General features: G+C 55.2%; 20 protein-coding genes, 1 tRNA gene and 1 pseudogene. 13 read left to right on the top strand and 9 right to left on the bottom strand.

The annotated features are described in order from the left end of the window. Positions 1–26 precede the first annotated feature (26 nt). From WMP96_RS09405 to eno, 3 genes are all read left to right on the top strand, one after another. Complete coding sequence (locus WMP96_RS09405; protein ID WP_340433091.1) at positions 27–620, top strand: MazG nucleotide pyrophosphohydrolase domain-containing protein; 594 nt, start codon at positions 27–29, stop codon at positions 618–620. A gap of 6 nt (positions 621–626) precedes the next feature. Beyond that, positions 627–1,388: a lytic transglycosylase domain-containing protein gene (locus tag WMP96_RS09400; protein WP_049361510.1), complete on the top strand. Its 762-nt coding sequence runs from the start codon at positions 627–629 to the stop codon at positions 1,386–1,388. A 90-nt stretch (positions 1,389–1,478) separates the two neighbouring features. Further along, positions 1,479–2,756 (top strand): phosphopyruvate hydratase, encoded by a 1,278-nt coding sequence (gene eno, locus WMP96_RS09395; RefSeq protein WP_023021909.1) that lies wholly within the window; start codon positions 1,479–1,481, stop codon positions 2,754–2,756. On the opposite strand, the pseudogene WMP96_RS09390 reads toward eno, so the two are convergent. From WMP96_RS09390 to WMP96_RS09375, 4 genes and pseudogenes are all read right to left on the bottom strand, one after another. Beyond that, positions 2,746–3,072: pseudogene (locus tag WMP96_RS09390) on the bottom strand (HNH endonuclease signature motif containing protein); the annotation flags it as partial. The gene eno and the pseudogene WMP96_RS09390 sit on opposite strands and share 11 nt — an antisense overlap. Before the next feature lie 39 nt (positions 3,073–3,111). Beyond that, positions 3,112–3,921 (bottom strand): HNH endonuclease, encoded by an 810-nt coding sequence (locus WMP96_RS09385; protein WP_340433086.1) that lies wholly within the window; start codon positions 3,919–3,921, stop codon positions 3,112–3,114. Positions 3,922–4,040: 119 nt separating this feature from the next. Then, on the bottom strand, positions 4,041–4,394 hold the full coding sequence (locus WMP96_RS09380; RefSeq protein WP_239208009.1) for a hypothetical protein: 354 nt from the start codon (positions 4,392–4,394) through the stop codon (positions 4,041–4,043). Positions 4,395–4,662: 268 nt separating this feature from the next. Then, positions 4,663–5,190 carry a ribonuclease gene (locus WMP96_RS09375; RefSeq protein ID WP_301716322.1) on the bottom strand — a complete coding sequence of 176 codons (528 nt, stop codon included), beginning with the start codon at positions 5,188–5,190 and terminating at the stop codon, positions 4,663–4,665. 98 nt (positions 5,191–5,288) lie between these two features. Between WMP96_RS09375 and WMP96_RS09370 the strand changes: the two genes are divergently transcribed. From WMP96_RS09370 to WMP96_RS09345, 6 genes are all read left to right on the top strand, one after another. After that, complete coding sequence (locus WMP96_RS09370; RefSeq protein WP_301716323.1) at positions 5,289–5,849, top strand: septum formation initiator family protein; 561 nt, start codon at positions 5,289–5,291, stop codon at positions 5,847–5,849. Between the two features lie 8 nt (positions 5,850–5,857). After that, a complete protein-coding gene (locus WMP96_RS09365; RefSeq protein ID WP_023021904.1) occupies positions 5,858–6,406 on the top strand; it encodes a DUF501 domain-containing protein in 549 nt (182 codons plus the stop codon). A 10-nt stretch (positions 6,407–6,416) separates the two neighbouring features. Continuing rightward, complete coding sequence (locus WMP96_RS09360) at positions 6,417–7,382, top strand: Ppx/GppA phosphatase family protein (protein WP_340433082.1); 966 nt, start codon at positions 6,417–6,419, stop codon at positions 7,380–7,382. A gap of 39 nt (positions 7,383–7,421) precedes the next feature. Next, a tRNA-Leu gene (locus tag WMP96_RS09355) sits at positions 7,422–7,495 on the top strand. 189 nt (positions 7,496–7,684) lie between these two features. Next, the gene (locus WMP96_RS09350) at positions 7,685–8,452 is read left to right on the top strand and encodes a Bax inhibitor-1/YccA family protein (protein WP_023021902.1); all 768 of its coding nucleotides are present in this window, start codon (positions 7,685–7,687) and stop codon (positions 8,450–8,452) included. Between the two features lie 359 nt (positions 8,453–8,811). Continuing rightward, complete coding sequence (locus tag WMP96_RS09345) at positions 8,812–9,534, top strand: DUF3558 family protein (protein ID WP_301716324.1); 723 nt, start codon at positions 8,812–8,814, stop codon at positions 9,532–9,534. Between the two features lie 276 nt (positions 9,535–9,810). On the opposite strand, the gene WMP96_RS09340 is transcribed toward WMP96_RS09345, so the two are convergent. Beyond that, complete coding sequence (locus WMP96_RS09340) at positions 9,811–10,191, bottom strand: hypothetical protein (RefSeq protein WP_340433077.1); 381 nt, start codon at positions 10,189–10,191, stop codon at positions 9,811–9,813. Here WMP96_RS09340 and WMP96_RS09335 point away from each other — a divergent pair. Further along, positions 10,172–11,383, top strand: a complete 1,212-nt coding sequence (locus WMP96_RS09335) for a hypothetical protein (RefSeq protein ID WP_340433074.1) — start codon at positions 10,172–10,174, stop codon at positions 11,381–11,383. The genes WMP96_RS09340 and WMP96_RS09335 overlap by 20 nt on opposite strands. A gap of 41 nt (positions 11,384–11,424) precedes the next feature. On the opposite strand, the gene WMP96_RS09330 is transcribed toward WMP96_RS09335, so the two are convergent. The 3 genes from WMP96_RS09330 to WMP96_RS09320 all read right to left on the bottom strand — a co-directional run bounded on the left by WMP96_RS09330 (position 11,425) and on the right by WMP96_RS09320 (position 12,857). After that, on the bottom strand, positions 11,425–11,703 hold the full coding sequence (locus WMP96_RS09330; protein WP_023021899.1) for a hypothetical protein: 279 nt from the start codon (positions 11,701–11,703) through the stop codon (positions 11,425–11,427). A 41-nt stretch (positions 11,704–11,744) separates the two neighbouring features. Then, the gene (greA, locus tag WMP96_RS09325) at positions 11,745–12,266 is read right to left on the bottom strand and encodes a transcription elongation factor GreA (RefSeq protein ID WP_200287834.1); all 522 of its coding nucleotides are present in this window, start codon (positions 12,264–12,266) and stop codon (positions 11,745–11,747) included. Between the two features lie 120 nt (positions 12,267–12,386). After that, positions 12,387–12,857 carry a DUF4307 domain-containing protein gene (locus WMP96_RS09320; protein WP_023021897.1) on the bottom strand — a complete coding sequence of 157 codons (471 nt, stop codon included), beginning with the start codon at positions 12,855–12,857 and terminating at the stop codon, positions 12,387–12,389. Between the two features lie 95 nt (positions 12,858–12,952). Between WMP96_RS09320 and mca the strand changes: the two genes are divergently transcribed. The 3 genes from mca to WMP96_RS09305 are packed head-to-tail and all read left to right on the top strand — an operon-like array spanning position 12,953 to position 14,947. Further along, positions 12,953–13,843, top strand: coding sequence for a mycothiol conjugate amidase Mca (gene mca, locus WMP96_RS09315; RefSeq protein ID WP_239205318.1), 891 nt, complete (start codon positions 12,953–12,955; stop codon positions 13,841–13,843). Positions 13,844–13,846: 3 nt separating this feature from the next. After that, positions 13,847–14,158, top strand: a complete 312-nt coding sequence (locus WMP96_RS09310) for a hypothetical protein (RefSeq protein WP_023021895.1) — start codon at positions 13,847–13,849, stop codon at positions 14,156–14,158. A 12-nt stretch (positions 14,159–14,170) separates the two neighbouring features. Then, positions 14,171–14,947 carry an isoprenyl transferase gene (locus WMP96_RS09305; protein WP_239205320.1) on the top strand — a complete coding sequence of 259 codons (777 nt, stop codon included), beginning with the start codon at positions 14,171–14,173 and terminating at the stop codon, positions 14,945–14,947. 3 nt (positions 14,948–14,950) lie between these two features. Here the strand turns inward: WMP96_RS09305 and coaA are convergent, their stop codons facing one another. After that, a complete protein-coding gene (coaA, locus tag WMP96_RS09300; protein WP_023021893.1) occupies positions 14,951–15,877 on the bottom strand; it encodes a type I pantothenate kinase in 927 nt (308 codons plus the stop codon). Between the last annotated feature and the right edge of the window lie 55 nt (positions 15,878–15,932).

Here is a 15,932-nt window from a genome sequence, read left to right as displayed (position 1 = left end):
GGGAACTCGGGCTAGACTTTGTGCACATGACTGTGCTGTTGCTCGATGAACGCTGGCCCACCATGATCCCCATGCAAGCACACGGGAAGCTACGCGGCCCCGTTTACTTCACCGGTGAAGTTCCGGTTTCCGTGCGGTGGAACTTTTCCGATCTCCTCGTAGGGGAAGATTCCATCGGAACCTTAGTCAGCACCGACCAATGTGATCCTGAAACCCGCGCTCGCATAGCTACTGGGGAGTCGGTCATCCGGGCCGAATCCCTCGCGGATCCCGTCATGCAGGCGCGCCAGACTATGGCCACTGCGCGGCGCATTGGTGAATGGGAGCGTGAACAAACCCATGCCTCCCTTTTGCCCTACCTTGAGGAAGAATCCGCCGAATTCGCCGCGGCCGTGCGCAATCGTGAGCCGGAAAGCGAGATTCTCAAGGAACTGGGCGATATCTTCCTGCAGGTCCTTTTCCATGCGGAAATCTCTGCCTTTTCGCTTGACGACGTCGCCCAAAGCTTCGTCACCAAAATGCGCGCCCGCGCCCCTTACCTTTTTGATGGCACCACTGAGATAGTCGATGTTGATACGCAAGAGCGGCTGTGGCGCGCAGGCAAAGGAGATGTAGGATAGCTTCCCATGAAGAGGCTGCTGCAGATATTCGGGGGCTGCGGGGTAGCCGTAGTCGTGATCATCGCGCTAGTAGCATGGCTATTGACTGGGCACGGTACTTCTCAGCAGCCCGTACCTGAAAACATCCCGCCCGTTGAAGGCAAAGAGGTCGCGCACATTGACGTCAATGCGCCCGGGCGCACCGCAGATAAACTCACCTACTGGGCCTCTGACTTAGCTGATCGCACTGGCATCCCGCCGGCCGCCCTGCGTGCCTATGGCAATGCTGAGCTCATTGCTCAGCAAAAGTGGCCCAATTGCCACCTGCGTTGGAATACCCTTGCCGGCTTGGGCTATGTAGAAACACGCCACGGTACCTATAACGGCAATTGGTTTAAGCACTCCAAGCTTGACGACGCCGGCTACCCCCAACCCCCCATCAACGGCATCGCCCTCGATGGCCTGAACAACACGGCCCACACCCCAGACACCGATAACGGCGAAATCGATGGAGACTCCGAATACGATCGCGCCGTAGGCCCAATGCAATTTATCCCCACCACGTGGGAAGCGGTGGGCGCTGATGCCAATGGTGATGGGAAGGCTGATCCCAACCAAATCGATGACGCCGCTGTTGGGGCGGCCGGACTTTTGTGCTTCGGTGACAGAGATCTCTCTAACCCAGATCAGTGGAAGGAAGCAATCCTAAATTACAATCAGTCCAGCGACTATTTGCATAAGGTTGCGCACGCCGCCAATGCTTACTCAGTTCCACAAAGTGCCAAGTAGTGTCACACGGCTACGTTTTCTGCAACAATTGAGAACGTGGCTGGGCCGGCTGGTCCAGAGCGAACATTTTGATGAGGAGTGAAGAACAGCATGGCTGATATCATCCACACTTTCGCCCGCGAGATTCTCGATTCCCGTGGCAACCCAACCGTTGAGGCAGAGGTATTCCTTGACGATGGCGCCCGCGGCGTAGCAGGCGTTCCTTCCGGTGCCTCTACCGGCGTGCACGAGGCCCACGAGCTGCGCGACGGCGGCGAGCGCTACCTGGGCAAGGGTGTTTTGAAGGCTGTTGAGAATATCAATGAGAAGATTTCCGATGAGATTGCTGGCTTCGAAGCTGACGATCAGCGCCTCATTGACCAAGCATTGATTAGGCTGGACGGTACCGATAACAAGTCTGAGCTGGGCGCTAACGCTATCCTGGGCGTTTCCATCGCCGTAGCCAAGGCCGCCGCAGAGTCCGCTGCACTGCCGCTGTACCGCTACATCGGTGGCCCCAATGCTCACGTACTGCCAGTGCCGATGATGAATATCCTCAACGGTGGCGCACACGCTGACTCCGGCGTTGACGTCCAGGAATTCATGATTGCCCCGATTGGTGCTGAGTCCTTCGCTGAAGCTCTGCGCATGGGTGCCGAGGTCTACCACGCACTGAAGGCAGTGCTGAAGGACAAGGGCCTGTCTACTGGTCTGGGTGACGAGGGTGGCTTCGCTCCTTCCGTTGATTCCACCAAGGCTGCTCTGGACGTCATCGTTGACGCCATTAAGAAGGCTGGCTACGAGCCGGGCAAGGACGTAGCCCTCGCGCTCGATGTTGCTTCCTCCGAGTTCTTCAAGGACGGTAAGTACCACTTCGAAGGCGGCGAGCATACCGCTGAAGAAATGTCCAAGGTTTATGAGGAACTCATCGATGAGTACCCGATTGTCTCCATCGAGGATCCTCTGCAAGAAGACGATTGGGACGGCTACACCGCCCTTACCGCCGCCATTGGCGAAAAGGTACAGATTGTTGGCGATGACTTCTTCGTTACTAACCCTGCCCGTCTGCAGGAAGGTATTGAGAAGAAGGCTGCCAACGCACTGCTGGTGAAGGTAAACCAGATCGGTACCCTGACCGAGACCTTCGATGCTGTCGAGCTGGCTCACCGCAATGGTTACCGCACCATGATGTCCCACCGCTCCGGTGAAACCGAGGACACCACCATCGCTGATCTGGCTGTCGCACTGAATTGTGGTCAGATCAAGACCGGTGCTCCAGCCCGCTCGGAGCGCGTAGCTAAGTACAACCAGCTGCTGCGCATCGAGCAGGAGCTGGGCGACGGCGCAGTCTATGCTGGCCGCTCCGCATTCCCACGCTTTAAGGCTTAATCGCCTCCTTGTGTAGCGCCCTCGTATTACTGCGGGGGCGCTTTCGCATGTCCAGATATTGTTGCCAAGTTTGCTTCCAATTCACGGTGCGCGGTGCCAAAGGTCCTTGGGCGCGATCAATCTCGAAGGTGCCGTCCGAAAAGAGCCAGACGACGTCCCCAGTGATCGGATCCATGATGTACTGCGCTCTTCCATCGGTCTTCACGTTGTGGTGGTGCTGACACAGCGTTACCAAATTATCGACGCTCGTCGGTCCACCGTCGGCATACTCCACTCGATGATCGAGCTGGCAATAATGCGCTGGCATTGAGCACCCTGGCCAGCGACATGTGGCATCGCGACCGTGGACCCATGTTCAGATTTGTTCGGTGGGAACGTAAGAAGAAGTTTCTTGCGGGCACAGCTCACGAGTCATGGAGTAACTATTTAATTGCTCCGTAAGTACGCACCACCCCGCCGAAGGGATATACACCCGAGATGCATCATCGCCAGATGCATAAGTATTAATTACTACCTTTGTCAGGGTTCGGTTAAAGATTAACGCCTCCAAAGCCTCTGGTTTGGTGATGTTTTTCTTTCGCGCTGCTTTGTCGATATGGCGGGATATAGCGCTGGCAGTAGCTTTATCCGTTTTTAATGTGATGGTGGCTTGGCCTTTGGAATAGGAGATGGAAACGGATCGCTCGATTTCCTTTTCAATATCTGGCGTGAGTATCCCGTCGATATAGTCACGCAAGAACCTCCGGATTTCGGATTCTGTGGGGACATGCTGAGCAGGTTCCTTTGGGGTAAGGAAGTCCGCGAGGGCGGCATCGACTAGTTGGATGCTTTCTGCGTCGTCGCCAAGCGGGGCAAGTTCGGCATCAATTACGTGCAGCCGCGGGAGGTCTAGGATCCAATGTTCGGTTTGCACCGCTGTGGTCAATGGCAATTCCTGCATGCGTAGGTGGGAGCGGAGCGCGGATAGAACTCGCCAGTAACTCAGACCCACACGCTTAGATAGAGCGGCGGTGGTGCATTCGACATCGTCCTCTAATCGTGGAAGCACAGATTGGTACAACTGCCAAGATTGAATGCGCTGGAGCAAGGCCAGGAGGCAGACGGTGTCGTCGAGGTTATTGGTGGAAAAATAGGCCTTCTTTGACGGTGTGTCGGTAGCTGTCACAAAATAGTCCCCCTGAAATAAATCGCACACCTAATCGAATTTACGTCCCTTAGTCTAAAACACTCATTCGAGTCCTGCAAGGCCAAAAGCGAAATTGTGTGCGAAATTGCAGGGGAGGGCTAGAGGCTGAAGATAGCGTCAGCGACTGCTTCGAGTTCTTTATCGGTGTATTTATCACCGCATGTTGCCAGAGAGCCAACACTGGCCATGTATAGGCTGAATAGCCTGTCTTCAGGAGGGGCATCGGCTGATATATCAAGCGCTTCGTAGACGGGGGCGTATTTCTGATCAAACTCTTCGGGCTTGGCGGCAAGCTCCGCAAGTGCGCCTTCGCCATGGGTTAGCAAATACTTGGCGTCGTCCAGGATCTGATCATTGTTGCAAGCAACAGCACCCGCCTTCTTCAGGGTCGTGGCATTGACCTCGTAGCTGGTGGGGCCTTCCTCGGCCTCGGAAGCTCCGGAGGCGAACACATTCAAATAGTAGTCCGGAATCGTCCCATGCTCTTTGATGTGGTAGATGAAGCCGCTCTTGGTATTGAGATCGTAGCTTCTGCTTGTGGTGGTGGGAACCTCGCTGCTGGTAGTGCTGTTGGGCGTGGAGGATTTAGTCTGGGCGGTAGATTCTTCCTCTTGGCCGGAAATGCTGCAGGCGCTCAGTAGAGTGCCGACGGCTACTAGTAGAAGAAGGCGCCTGAGGGGCGTGACTATTCCTTAAGTGAGGGGAATATGATTCGAGCCTTTAGCTCGTGTGCATGGACGCCGCGACCTTTTCCAGTTCTTCATCGCTGAACTCATCGCCACAGGACATAACAGCCCCCAGCGGGGTCATCGCTGCTGCCATATACTTGTCATTATCAGGTGCGTCATCGGGGATGTCGAGGGCCTCAAAAACGTCACCATATTTTTCATCGGGTCCGCCTGCTGACGTTACAGCTTTACCTAGCTTGTCCGTATCGCCTTGGAAGAAGTCCTTTGCGATTTGCAGCAGTTCGTCACTCTTACAGGTAACTTCGCCGGCCTTCTTGACGGACGCTGCGTTGGCTTCAAAGCTCTCCGGCTTATCGTTCCCGTCTAGCTCCTTAGCATCGTGGTCGATGTAATCATCTGGCAGGGTCTTATATTCCTTGAGGTAGTCGGCCATGCCGTCTTGGGTGCTTAGATCGTAATCGTCGCCGTAGACGGGATACTCACCGTCTTGGGCGGAGGGGCTGCAGCTGGCGAGAAATAGGCTTGCGGTAAGTACGGGTAGGAGGCGCTTGAGGGACATAAAAATTCCTTACTGGGAGGGAGAATTTCTTTTAGTGTACCCAAAATCCGCGTGCCAAGTCTCTGTTACAGGAGTGACGACGCTAGGATTGGAAACCTATGGCACGCGAAAGAAAGATGCAGCGAAACCGGAGCCGCACTAGGGTTCCGGTAGCCTCGCGTGCTGCAGATGTCCGTAAAGCTCAGCGCGCACAACTAAAGCAGAAGCAAAAGCCAGACCGGATGAGTATCGCGGGAGTAGGCGTGATCGTGGCTATCGTGCTGGTTGTATTGCTGGTTGTCGCTGTTCCCCTGCGCAATTACTATCATGGCCGGTCCGAAATTGCCCGCTTGAATGAGTCAATCGCTGCCAAGCAAGATGAAAAAGCTGCTTTGCTGGAAAAGATTGATAAATATAAATCCGATGAGTACATCAAGCAGGAGGCGCGGCGCCGATTCGGGGTTGTTGATGAGGGCGAAACTGCCTATCGCATCATTGACCCGCAGATTAAGCCGGAAGACCAGCTCACCACAGACGGACAGAAGGAAGAAGATTCCCGCGACTGGTATGAGGTCTTGTGGGATTCCGTGGCTGAACCCCCTAAAGAAGAAGCGCCATCCGAGCAGGTAAATCATCTTCCGATTGAGCCGGCACCGGAAGAGAAAGCGGATGTGCGATAATTGTCCGCATGACCGTCACTGATGCAGACATCGCTGTAGTAACTGAGCAATTGGGCCGCACTCCGCGCGGAGTACTGGAGATTTCTTATCGCACGCCAGATGGCCAGCCTGCGGTGATTAAGACAGCGCCCAAGCTTGCCGACGGCACTCCATTCCCCACCCTCTATTACCTCACCGACCCACGGCTTACGGCCGAAGCTTCACGCTTGGAAGTTGCCCACGTCATGAAGTGGATGGAATCCCGACTGCGTGAGGATGAGGACTTGGCTGCTGATTACCAGCGTGCACATGAATACTTTTTGTCCAAGCGCAATGACATCGAAGATCTCGGCACCGATTTCTCCGGTGGAGGTATGCCGGATCGCGTGAAGTGCCTGCACGTGCTCATTGCCTACGCCCTGGCTGAGGGGCCGCAGCATTTCCGGTTGGGAACTGAAGCGGTAGCTATGGCCGCCGACCATGGCAAGCTTCGAGGAAGTGCCATCCCCCAGGATTGGCCCACGGTAGAAGATTTGGGAATTGACCTAGCGCAGTTCGATTTTTCTAACGCGGAATAGGAGGAATGCTATGACTCGCGTTGCTGCGATTGATTGCGGAACAAATTCGATTCGTCTGCTCATCTCTGAAGTTCAAGATGATGGCAAGGTCCGCGATATTACTCGTACGATGGAAATCATCCGTCTGGGAGAGGGCGTGGATGCCACAGGTGAAATCGCCCCTGCGGCTCTTGACCGTGCACGCGTGGCCCTGGAGGGCTATGTTCGCCAAATGAAGTTTGAAAAGGTCTCCCGGGCGCGGATGGTCGCTACCTCTGCTACTCGCGATGCCAAGAATCAGCAGGAATTCTTCGATATGACCGCTGAGCTGCTCGGCCAAATCCAGCCAGGTGCTCAGGCAGAAGTTGTTTCGGGCGAGGAAGAGGCCCTGTTGTCCTTTAATGGCGCTGTGGCCGATTTAGAGCCGGACCGCGGTCCATTTTGCGTGATTGATCTGGGTGGCGGCTCGACTGAGTTCGTTGTAGGAACGGCGGATGGCGAAATCTTGGGTACTCATTCGGCGCGCATGGGGTGCGTCAGGCTGACCGAGCGCATCATGCGCACCGATCCACCTACCGAATCGGAGATCGAGATCGCTTCGGAGTACGTCGGTGAGCGAACAGCCGAGGTCGAGGACATAGTACCTATTTCTAAGGCTCGTACCATCGTCGGCTGTGCGGGCACTTTCACCACACTGTCCGCACTGGCGCAAGGCCTCGAGCGTTACGATGCCGATGCCATTCACGGCTCTGAGCTCCGTTTCGGTGCCCTGCGCGTGTTCTTGCAGCAGCTTATTGCCCTGCCTTCCGACGTCCGCGCCCTCAACCCCGTCATTCACCCCGGCCGTGCCGATGTCATCGGCGGTGGGGCAGTAGCCGTGGAAGGTATCATGCAACTAATCGAGCGAAATTGCGCTGCGCGTAGTTTCTTCATTAGTGAAAAGGACATTCTCGACGGCATTATTGCAGGTCTCGCTGCAGAGGGTACCCCTCGTTAACTCTTGCGGGGGAAGGTAGCCTAAAATATTCCTTGCCTTGCCCCCATAGCCCAATCGGCAGAGGCAGTCGACTTAAAATCGATTCAGTGTGGGTTCGAGTCCCACTGGGGGCACCGTGTGAAGTCTCGAGACATCGTTCCTATGGTGTCTCGAGATTTTGTTTTGGTAAGTCTCCACAGCCTTTATGCGGAAACTGTTCGCAAAACTTTTAGCTACATGGAAAGACTGCGGAACTTTATAGGGCGGTGTCTCGTTGAACAGGATGAGATAGCTAAATTGCACCTCTCTTAGAAAGGACAACCGTGCGTTCAAGCAATCCGGTAATGAGTTCTCTGACCGAAAATAGTACCCGCCAAAATTCTGGATACGGGGACGAAGCTGCTCGTCCAATGACCGTGGATGACGTCGTCACCAAGACAGGCATCACCCTCGGCGTCATCATCGTCGCCGCAGCCATCAATTTTGGGCTGGGAATGGTAAATCCAGGTATTGCCATGGCATTGACTCTGGTCGGTGGCATCGGTGGCTTCATTACTGTGCTGGTTGCTTCTTTTGGCAAGAAGTGGGGTTCTGCTGCGGTCACACTGATTTACGCCGTATTTGAGGGACTATTCGTTGGTGGCTTCTCCTTCATGTTTGCCAATGTGAACTTCCAAGGTGAAGGCGGAATGGCAATCATCGGCCAGGCAATCGTTGGAACCATTGGTGTATTCATCGGCATGTTGATCGTGTACAAGACCGGTGCAGTTAAGGTGACCCCGAAATTCACCAAGATCCTCTTCGGCTTGGTCGCCGGAGTTGCTGTCATGGCGTTGGTTAACTTCTTGGGCGCAATCTTCTTCGACTTCAACCCTTTGCGTGATGGCGGCCCGATTGCCATTATCTTTTCACTTGTTTGCATCGTTCTTGGTGCGCTGTCCTTCCTGACTGACTTTGATCAGGCTGACCGTATGATCCGTGCCGGCGCTCCCGCTAGCAATGCTTGGGGCGTAGCTCTCGGCCTCGCTGTGACCTTGGTCTGGCTCTACACTGAGATTCTTCGTCTCTTGAGCTATTTCCAGCGAGACTAATCAACTTTTCACGTAGGCCCGCACTGAGATGCGGGCCTTTTTGCTGCCATAAAACGCTTACAAGCGTGTAATTAGTGGGGTAGTTCGGGGGATAAAGTGAGGGTTTAGGCTTTATTTGGTCTAGAAGGGTGGTCTCAGGAGTAGTACAGCTAATAAGCAGGAAACTTCGCCTTTTAGGCGTTATGGATGTGACATATGGGGCGAATAATTTTGTTAAATCGCCGTTAACCTTCTTGGTTGCGTAGAAAATTCGTGGAGTTCCGTGCATGCTGTGTACCGGAACAGGAAAACGAAGTGAAGAGTTCTCTTCTTCACTATCTTGTTCCTCTCGTCAGAAAGTGAGTGCGCGAAGGATTGTTGTGAAGCGTCAGGTAACCGTAGCAACGTTGATGGTCAGTAGCTCCGTTGTGCTGGGTAGCTGCGTTGCGGACATCGGTACGAGGAGCGCGTCAGAGGAAACCACGAATGTGGACGAGACTGGCGGCATTAGTTCGGCCGACGGTGCAGGGGGAACCAACGGGGACCTGGGGGATGACGCGGACAGCAATCGGGGGGAATCGGCACGCACCGACGGCGAGGAAAATGTGCAAGGCGCCGGCCAACCGGGGGAGGCCGGCGCCACGGGGCCGGGAGAATCATCCGGTGTCCTACCGCCACTGGGGGAATTCGATCCGGCTGATCCAAGTTTCGAGCTTTTCGATCCGTGTACGGAGATTCCAGATGAAGCTTTGAAAAATATGGGAGTCGGGAAGTTAGAAGGAGATGTAGTAAGGGAATCTGGCTTCTCTCTTTGCACATATTCTCTTACAGACACTTCTCAACGATCGGGAGTCGTGGGATTTTCGAGCTCGATAAGGACTCCGGCGGATGAGGAACTGTTAGAACTCAAAAAGTCGGACGGTGATGAAAAACTGTTGCCAGTGGGATTTGTCAAAAATGAGTTGTTTGATGACATGTTCTGTACTGGCGGAGTTCAGACAGAGCGTGGCTATATTACCGTGAGCCATTCTGGTTACGGCTTTGAAAGCAATCTTCAAGAGAAATGCTCGGAAGTCGAGCAAATAATGGCTGAAATACTTTAATGAATAATTCGGGGGAAGAATGAAAATTCGTACGGAAAGTATCTTGTCTGCAGCATTAAAAACTTCAACAATGCGGCGCGAAATGAACTCACTAGTAGCGCAAGCTAGGTCACCACTTACTGCGGGATTCTCTCCAGTAATTGGGATAGACCATGTCGGGGCCGTCCACCAGCGAGTGCTTGAGACAGATCCAGGCTCGGCTAGTAATTCGATTAGGGCGTTTTCTCAACAACTTGAATGGTTGGATGACAGCTTAGGTCGAGAAGCACGGGGTTTTCAGGCGCAGGAGGACGCGAATAGTAGGGGAATGGAGATTGCGGATGCGGGTGGGGACATAGGCGTAGAGTCGATGCCGATTATGAACCAGCCGGAGCCAGGGTACAGTCCCTTCGGGTTTTCTATGCCGGTGGTGAATGTGGGTACAGACATCGTGAAGCTCGCGACGGACCTGATGTCGACACAGATTTGGAATGTGTCGGAGGCAAATGCGCGGTGGAGCTCATTGGCGTCGGAAGTCGACGATATTGTCAGCGGGTTAGAGGAAGCAGCCGGGTCTTTGGAAAGTGAGAATGACAGCGAGGCTACGTCGCGGGCTGCGGCGAAGATTCGGGAGGTGGCGGCGTCGGGAAGCCATTTTGTGGCAAATGCAAAGGTCATGGGGGAGAAGCTAACCGGATTCCATGCCAAGCTCATGGGGATGCAGCCGGCGGCGATGGCTATGGCTATGGAAGTGATGGCAATCCCAGAACCAGTGGAGCGCGAAGTTGCGGAAAAGGCCGCATTGGCCATGCTGCAACCAGACCTGCAGCGATTCGCCATAGAGGCCATGCCTTACCAGCATGCATTGATGGAGCAATCGCCGGCGTCGGGAGGCGGAGGCGTCGATGCGGGACTCGTCGGAGTAGAAGGTGATGCTCAGCGCTACACTACCGAAGCAGTGGTGTGGCCGAAAAAGATTGCTGAGGCGATTGCGCGAGGCGATTTGGGCCCCGGAAACTTTGACGTTGTCAATGGAAACGTGAACGGGTTGGATGCTGTGGGGATGAGCCCGCAGGAAATCAGCGATTTTCACCAGCAGATGCATACTAGTGGCAGAAATGCGCTGGAAGGGCTGGGGCTGGGAGAACAAGTAACCATTGGGGGCAACGAAGTATCCACCCAAGGGGCATCGATGCCGGGGGCTGTCGCAGCGAATGGGGTGATGGGGCAGGTTCCTAGTGGCACAGCACATCCCGTTGGTGCTGGAGTGAGTACGGGGGCGCTCAACGGTAGCGGCCCGGTTGCGCCACCAGCTAATGCGCATTCCGCGAGCGGGAGTATGGCACCGATGATGGCATCCGGAAGGCCTGCAGATGCCGGTCGCGGTGCTCTTGGTAAGCAACAGCCACTGCGTGGTGGGTTCGGAGCCGGCCCGGGAATCTTAAGCAGTAGCGCCGATATAAGGCATGCCGGAAGAGGTGCGCAACTGGGCCAAAGCCTTGGACGCGGAACTGGCGCGGCAATTCCCTACGCTGGAGTTGGTTCGCGCGCAGGTCTTGGCGCCAGTACAGGAACCGTAGGAGGACCCGGTATGCGTGCCGGTGCGGGCGGCAGCCTTGGTATTGGAACCGGAAGCGGCGAAAACAGCGCAGCAACGCGCGGGGGCAATGCCGGTCGTTCTACTGGCGGGGCGCGGGCTTATGGCCCGATGATGGGGATGCGCGGTAAGGATAGTGAGAAAAAGCGCGTAAAGTCCGTGACTACGCAGGTCGAAAGGGACCCCAATAAACGCGACCTATTAGGCGAGCCGCCCGCTGTAGTGCCCGGCGTAATCGGGGACTGGGTGCGGGAAGTAAACGTGGAAAAATAACATGAAAAAGGGCCGAGGAAACCCTCGGCCCTTCCGTCTTTTTACTGCTGCGGCAGCTCGGTGGCGGTACCATTCAGGTGCGGCTGTGCTGGCTCCTCAGGGACACCGGACTCAACTACAGGCTGCTGCTCTTGAACAACGGACTCAGGTGCGGAAGAGCTGGTGTCAGCGTCCTTTTGCATTGGGGCCTCACCAGTGAAGGTAGAAGCATTTTCTACCTTGGAATCAGAGTCCTGCTGGTTGGGTGGGTGGCAAGCAGCGAGGGAGAGGCCGGCGGTGAAGACGAGACCAGCGGCAGCGTAACGGGAGAACTTCTTCATGGGGATATGCTCTTTCTCCAAAGTGGTAATTGGCTTAAAGTTTAGGACTCGCGCGGAGTAGCGGCCTTAGCAGAATCATACGGCGCAGCGGATTCGATGGTGACGGAAATGGTCTTGCCATTCGGAGCGGTGTACTCGCGGGTCTCACCTTCCTGCGCGCCGAGGATGGCAGCGCCCAGTGGCGACTGCTCCGAATAGGTTTCCAAATCCTTGTTGTCAGAAGCAGCGGCGCGGGTACCGATGAGGAAGGTCTCCTTATCGTCCTTGTTGCCGTTGTAGTAAACGTGAACTACGGAACCAGTGTGGGCTACACCCTCCTGAACAGCACCGCGCTCGGTGGTGGCATTCGCGAGGACCTCAGAGATCTGCTTGATGCGGGCCTCTTCCTGGTCCTGCATTTCACGAGCAGCATCGTAACCGGCGTTCTCCTTGAGGTCGCCTTCCTCACGGCGCTCGTTGATCTCAGCCGCGACTACTGGGCGATGATCGATAAGCTCCTGCAGCTCGGCCTCGAGCTTCGCCTTGGTTTCTGGGGTGATGTACTGCTTTTGCTGCTCAGCCATTCTGCAACCTTCCGTAGATAGGAATTGTGGTCAAAGCCCCTAGTTGTCCCTGGGGCCATAAGTAAAAGTGGAACTAGGCAAATGCCCAGTTCTAGGCGCTACAAATCCTAGCACACGCGGCTAGCGGCTTTCCGCGTAGTCAGGGTTATCCATATCCAAGTATTCGGGGATATTGCCAGAGCAACCATAAGCGCCGCCAGCGACGGCGCGGGCGTTGGTCGGGACGTCAACAGCGATACGCTGGGTTTCATTTCCGCCAGCGGGAACAGGAAACTCGCGTCGGCCTACTTCGGACTTGGAATAATCAAAGGCTTGGACAATGCAATAAGCCTCTTCATCGGTGTGGTTACGGGTGACGTCGACCCAGACGCGGGTGGTGTCATCGCTCAAAACCTCTTGGGTCACGATGGAAACCTGCGCGTTCACGCGCTCCTTTTGTTGAAAGTACCGGAAGCCAAAGAAGATGAGCGCGATAAAAATGGCGATAAAGATCAGCACCAGCGCCTTATTAGTCCAGCTACCTGAGTTCTTTTCAGAAGGCCCCCGAGAGCCATAGCGGGCGGCTGAGCGAGATTTTCCGGCGGAAGTCATGCTTCCCACTCTAGCCGAGGACCACTGTTTTCCAATTATCTACTAGGATAATCATCTGTTCAAAGAACCTAGATTTATAAGGGGATGGATTTTCAGTGAGCGATTTTCGCCTACTAGCTATCCACGCGCACCCGGACGATGAGTCTTCCAAGGGGGCTGCAACCACCGCGCGCTATGCCGCAGAAGGCAACGAGGTTTTGGTGCTGACCTGTACCGGCGGCGAGCGCGGCGATGTGATTAACCCCGCCATGGACCGCCCTGGGATCAAGGAACATATGGGCGAGGTTCGTCGGGAAGAAATGGCTAAAGCTGCGCGTGCGCTAGGCGTGCACCATCGCTGGCTGGGCTACGTCGACTCCGGTTTGCCGGATCCGGTTGAAGGCAAGTCTATGGAAGAGCTGCTACCGGAGGGCTGCTTTGCGTTGCAGGGAGACGACACCGTTGCGCAGGAATTTGTCCAGGTGATCCGCGAGTTTCGCCCACACGTCATCATCACCTATGACGAAAATGGCGGGTATCCGCACCCAGATCATTTGATGGTGCATCGGGCCTCGATGATTGCGTGGGAAAAGGCCGGCGATGCCGAGTATCACCCAGAGTTGGGTGAGGCGTGGACGCCGCTAAAGCTGTACTACTCGCATGGCTTCGTCTATCAGCGCATGAAGATATTCCATGATTTGCTCTTGGAGGAGGGCAAAACTAGCCCCTATGGGCCGATGCTGGCGCGCTGGGACACCGCGTTTGGAGATATCATGGCGCGTGTAACGACCCAGGTGGAATGCGCAGACTATTTCAGCAATCGCGAGGAGGCTCTGCGTGCGCATGCCACGCAGATTGATCCGGCTGGTGCTTTCTTGGCGACGTCGGTGGAGGTACAGCAACGCCTGTGGCCCACCGAGGAGTTTGAGCTGGCGAAAACCCGCGTTTCTACCTCCTTGCCAGAAAACAACCTTTTTGCAGGCATCGAAGAAAAAGAGGAGGCTTAAGACATGAGCGTGTATGGCTCTTTCGTTCTAGCCGCAAATGATGCATTTGTACTTGCTCAAGGCACCCAGGGCGCCGAAGGCGGTCCAATGGGTCCTGAATTTGGCAAAGCTTCGCCCATCGGCTTGCTGATCTTGGCCCTAATGGGAGTTGCAGTGTTAATCGCGGGATGGAATTTTCACCGCCGTTACTCACGCTTCCGCCGCCGCATGATGTTTGCGGAAGACCACGGTATCGATCCATTTGATGAGGAAGCCGTGGATGAGGCGATGAAAGAAGCTGGCATTTACGATAACCGCAAAAAGTCCATTTTCTAGGCGGATAGACTAATGAGCGTGAGTTCTCTCAAACAGCTGGCTTACCCGGCTTATGAAGCGCGTCTGGCGCGCCTTATTAAAGGCAAGCCGCAGCCCAAACACATTGCCATCATGGCCGATGGCAATCGCCGGTGGGCGCGCGAGGCTGGTTTTACCGATATCAGCCACGGTCACCGCCAAGGCGCGAAGAAAATTGGAGAGATGATCTCATGGTGCAGCGATACCGATATCGAAGTAGTCACCATCTATTTGCTGTCCACGGAGAATCTAAAGCGCAGCGAACAAGAAGTAGAGCTGCTCTTTGACATCATCTCGGATGTGGTTATGCACCTATCCCACAGCGATGTCGGTTGCCAAGTCCGCCTTGTCGGCCACCTTGATCTGCTCCCGGATGATATTCGCCAGCGCATGGTGGCGGCGGCAGCGGAAACTAAGGACAATACCGGAGTCATCGTCAATGTGGCAGTGGGATATGGCGGACGCCAAGAAATCGTGGACGCAGTGCAGAACTTGGTGCGCGCGGAAGCCGAGAAAGGAACCTCTGCTGCGGAGATGGCGGATCGCGTCACCGCAGAATCTATTGGTGAGCACCTGTACACTAAGGGGCTTCCGGACCCAGACCTGGTTATCCGTACCTCTGGTGAACAACGACTTTCGGGCTTTCTCCTATGGCAGGCCGCGTACTCGGAGATCTGGTTTACAGATACCTACTGGCCGGCATTCCGCAAGGTGGATTTTCTCCGTGCCCTGCGGGACTATTCCCAACGTTCGCGCCGCTTTGGTAAATAAGCGCTAGAGCTTGCGCATCCGCACTTGTTCCACCAAGTGATGCGAGCCCTTTTTGAGTACGAGGGAGGCTCGTATGCGGGTGGGCAGGATATTTTCTACGAGGTTGGGCAGGTTGATGGACTGCCAAATTTCACGGGCTTGGGCGCGCGCTTCCTCATCGTCCATATCTGCAAAGGCAGAGAAGTGGGCATTAGGTTCGCGGAAAGCGGTGTGGCGCAGGGTGAGGAAGCGATTAATATACCACTGCTCGATATCATCGGTGCGGGCATCAACGTAGACTGAAAAGTCAAAGAGATCCGCCACGGTGAGCGTAGGGCTTGTTTGCAACACATTGAGACCCTCTAGGATCAGGATGTCAGGTTGATGGACTTCCTGGTATTTTCCGTCCACGATGTCATAGCTGATATGCGAATACAGCGGAGCCTTGACCAGTGGCTTTCCTGATTTTACGTCGGTGACAAAGCGGAGCAATGCGCGCCGGTCATAGGATTCCGGAAATCCCTTGCGCTGCATGAGACCGCGTTCTTTTAAGGTCTTGGTGGGGAAGAGGAAGCCGTCGGTAGTAACGAGCGCGACCTCGGGGTGAGAATCCCAACGCTGCAGAAGCACCTGTAGGAGACGGGCAGTGGTGGATTTTCCTACCGCTACCGAACCTGCCACGCCGATGACAAACGGAACGTGCGTTGGAGGGTTACCCAAGAAAGATTCAGTAGCTGAGGTGAGCTGCTGGCGCGCTGTGACCTGCATGTGGATAAGGCGGGAGAGAGGGAGGTAGACATCAGCCACCTCATCTAGGTCAATGCGGTCTCCTAGGCCGCGAAGTTTTTCAACCTCGGTCTCCGTGAGCACCTGGGGCATGGATTTACGCAAACCACGCCAGGTCTCGCGGTCAAAATCTAGGTAGGGACTCGAATCCAATGTGCGCGCCATGGCTCTATTGTCGCACTTGCCTAATCCATGGGTAAAAGTATGCCCCCTTCGGGTG

It is taken from the genome of Corynebacterium sp. KPL4035 (assembly GCF_037908325.1).
In the GTDB taxonomy this organism is placed as follows: Bacteria; Actinomycetota; Actinomycetes; order Mycobacteriales; family Mycobacteriaceae; genus Corynebacterium; species Corynebacterium kefirresidentii.
Note: the sequence above shows the minus strand (reverse complement) of the source record. Positions and strands in the feature narration are given on the sequence as shown.

Coding starts and splice junctions, on each gene's coding strand:
- WMP96_RS09405 (WP_340433091.1), top strand. CDS start 27: ATGACTGTGCTGTTGCTCGATGAACGCTGGCCCACCATGATCCCCATG.
- WMP96_RS09400 (WP_049361510.1), top strand. CDS start 627: ATGAAGAGGCTGCTGCAGATATTCGGGGGCTGCGGGGTAGCCGTAGTC.
- eno (WP_023021909.1), top strand. CDS start 1,479: ATGGCTGATATCATCCACACTTTCGCCCGCGAGATTCTCGATTCCCGT.
- WMP96_RS09375 (WP_301716322.1), bottom strand. CDS start 5,190: ATGTCCCTCAAGCGCCTCCTACCCGTACTTACCGCAAGCCTATTTCTC.
- WMP96_RS09370 (WP_301716323.1), top strand. CDS start 5,289: ATGGCACGCGAAAGAAAGATGCAGCGAAACCGGAGCCGCACTAGGGTT.
- WMP96_RS09365 (WP_023021904.1), top strand. CDS start 5,858: ATGACCGTCACTGATGCAGACATCGCTGTAGTAACTGAGCAATTGGGC.
- WMP96_RS09360 (WP_340433082.1), top strand. CDS start 6,417: ATGACTCGCGTTGCTGCGATTGATTGCGGAACAAATTCGATTCGTCTG.
- WMP96_RS09340 (WP_340433077.1), bottom strand. CDS start 10,191: ATGACCTTTGCATTTGCCACAAAATGGCTTCCCGACGCCGCCACCTCC.
- WMP96_RS09330 (WP_023021899.1), bottom strand. CDS start 11,703: ATGAAGAAGTTCTCCCGTTACGCTGCCGCTGGTCTCGTCTTCACCGCC.
- greA (WP_200287834.1), bottom strand. CDS start 12,266: ATGGCTGAGCAGCAAAAGCAGTACATCACCCCAGAAACCAAGGCGAAG.
- WMP96_RS09320 (WP_023021897.1), bottom strand. CDS start 12,857: ATGACTTCCGCCGGAAAATCTCGCTCAGCCGCCCGCTATGGCTCTCGG.
- WMP96_RS09310 (WP_023021895.1), top strand. CDS start 13,847: ATGAGCGTGTATGGCTCTTTCGTTCTAGCCGCAAATGATGCATTTGTA.
- WMP96_RS09305 (WP_239205320.1), top strand. CDS start 14,171: ATGAGCGTGAGTTCTCTCAAACAGCTGGCTTACCCGGCTTATGAAGCG.
- coaA (WP_023021893.1), bottom strand. CDS start 15,877: ATGGCGCGCACATTGGATTCGAGTCCCTACCTAGATTTTGACCGCGAG.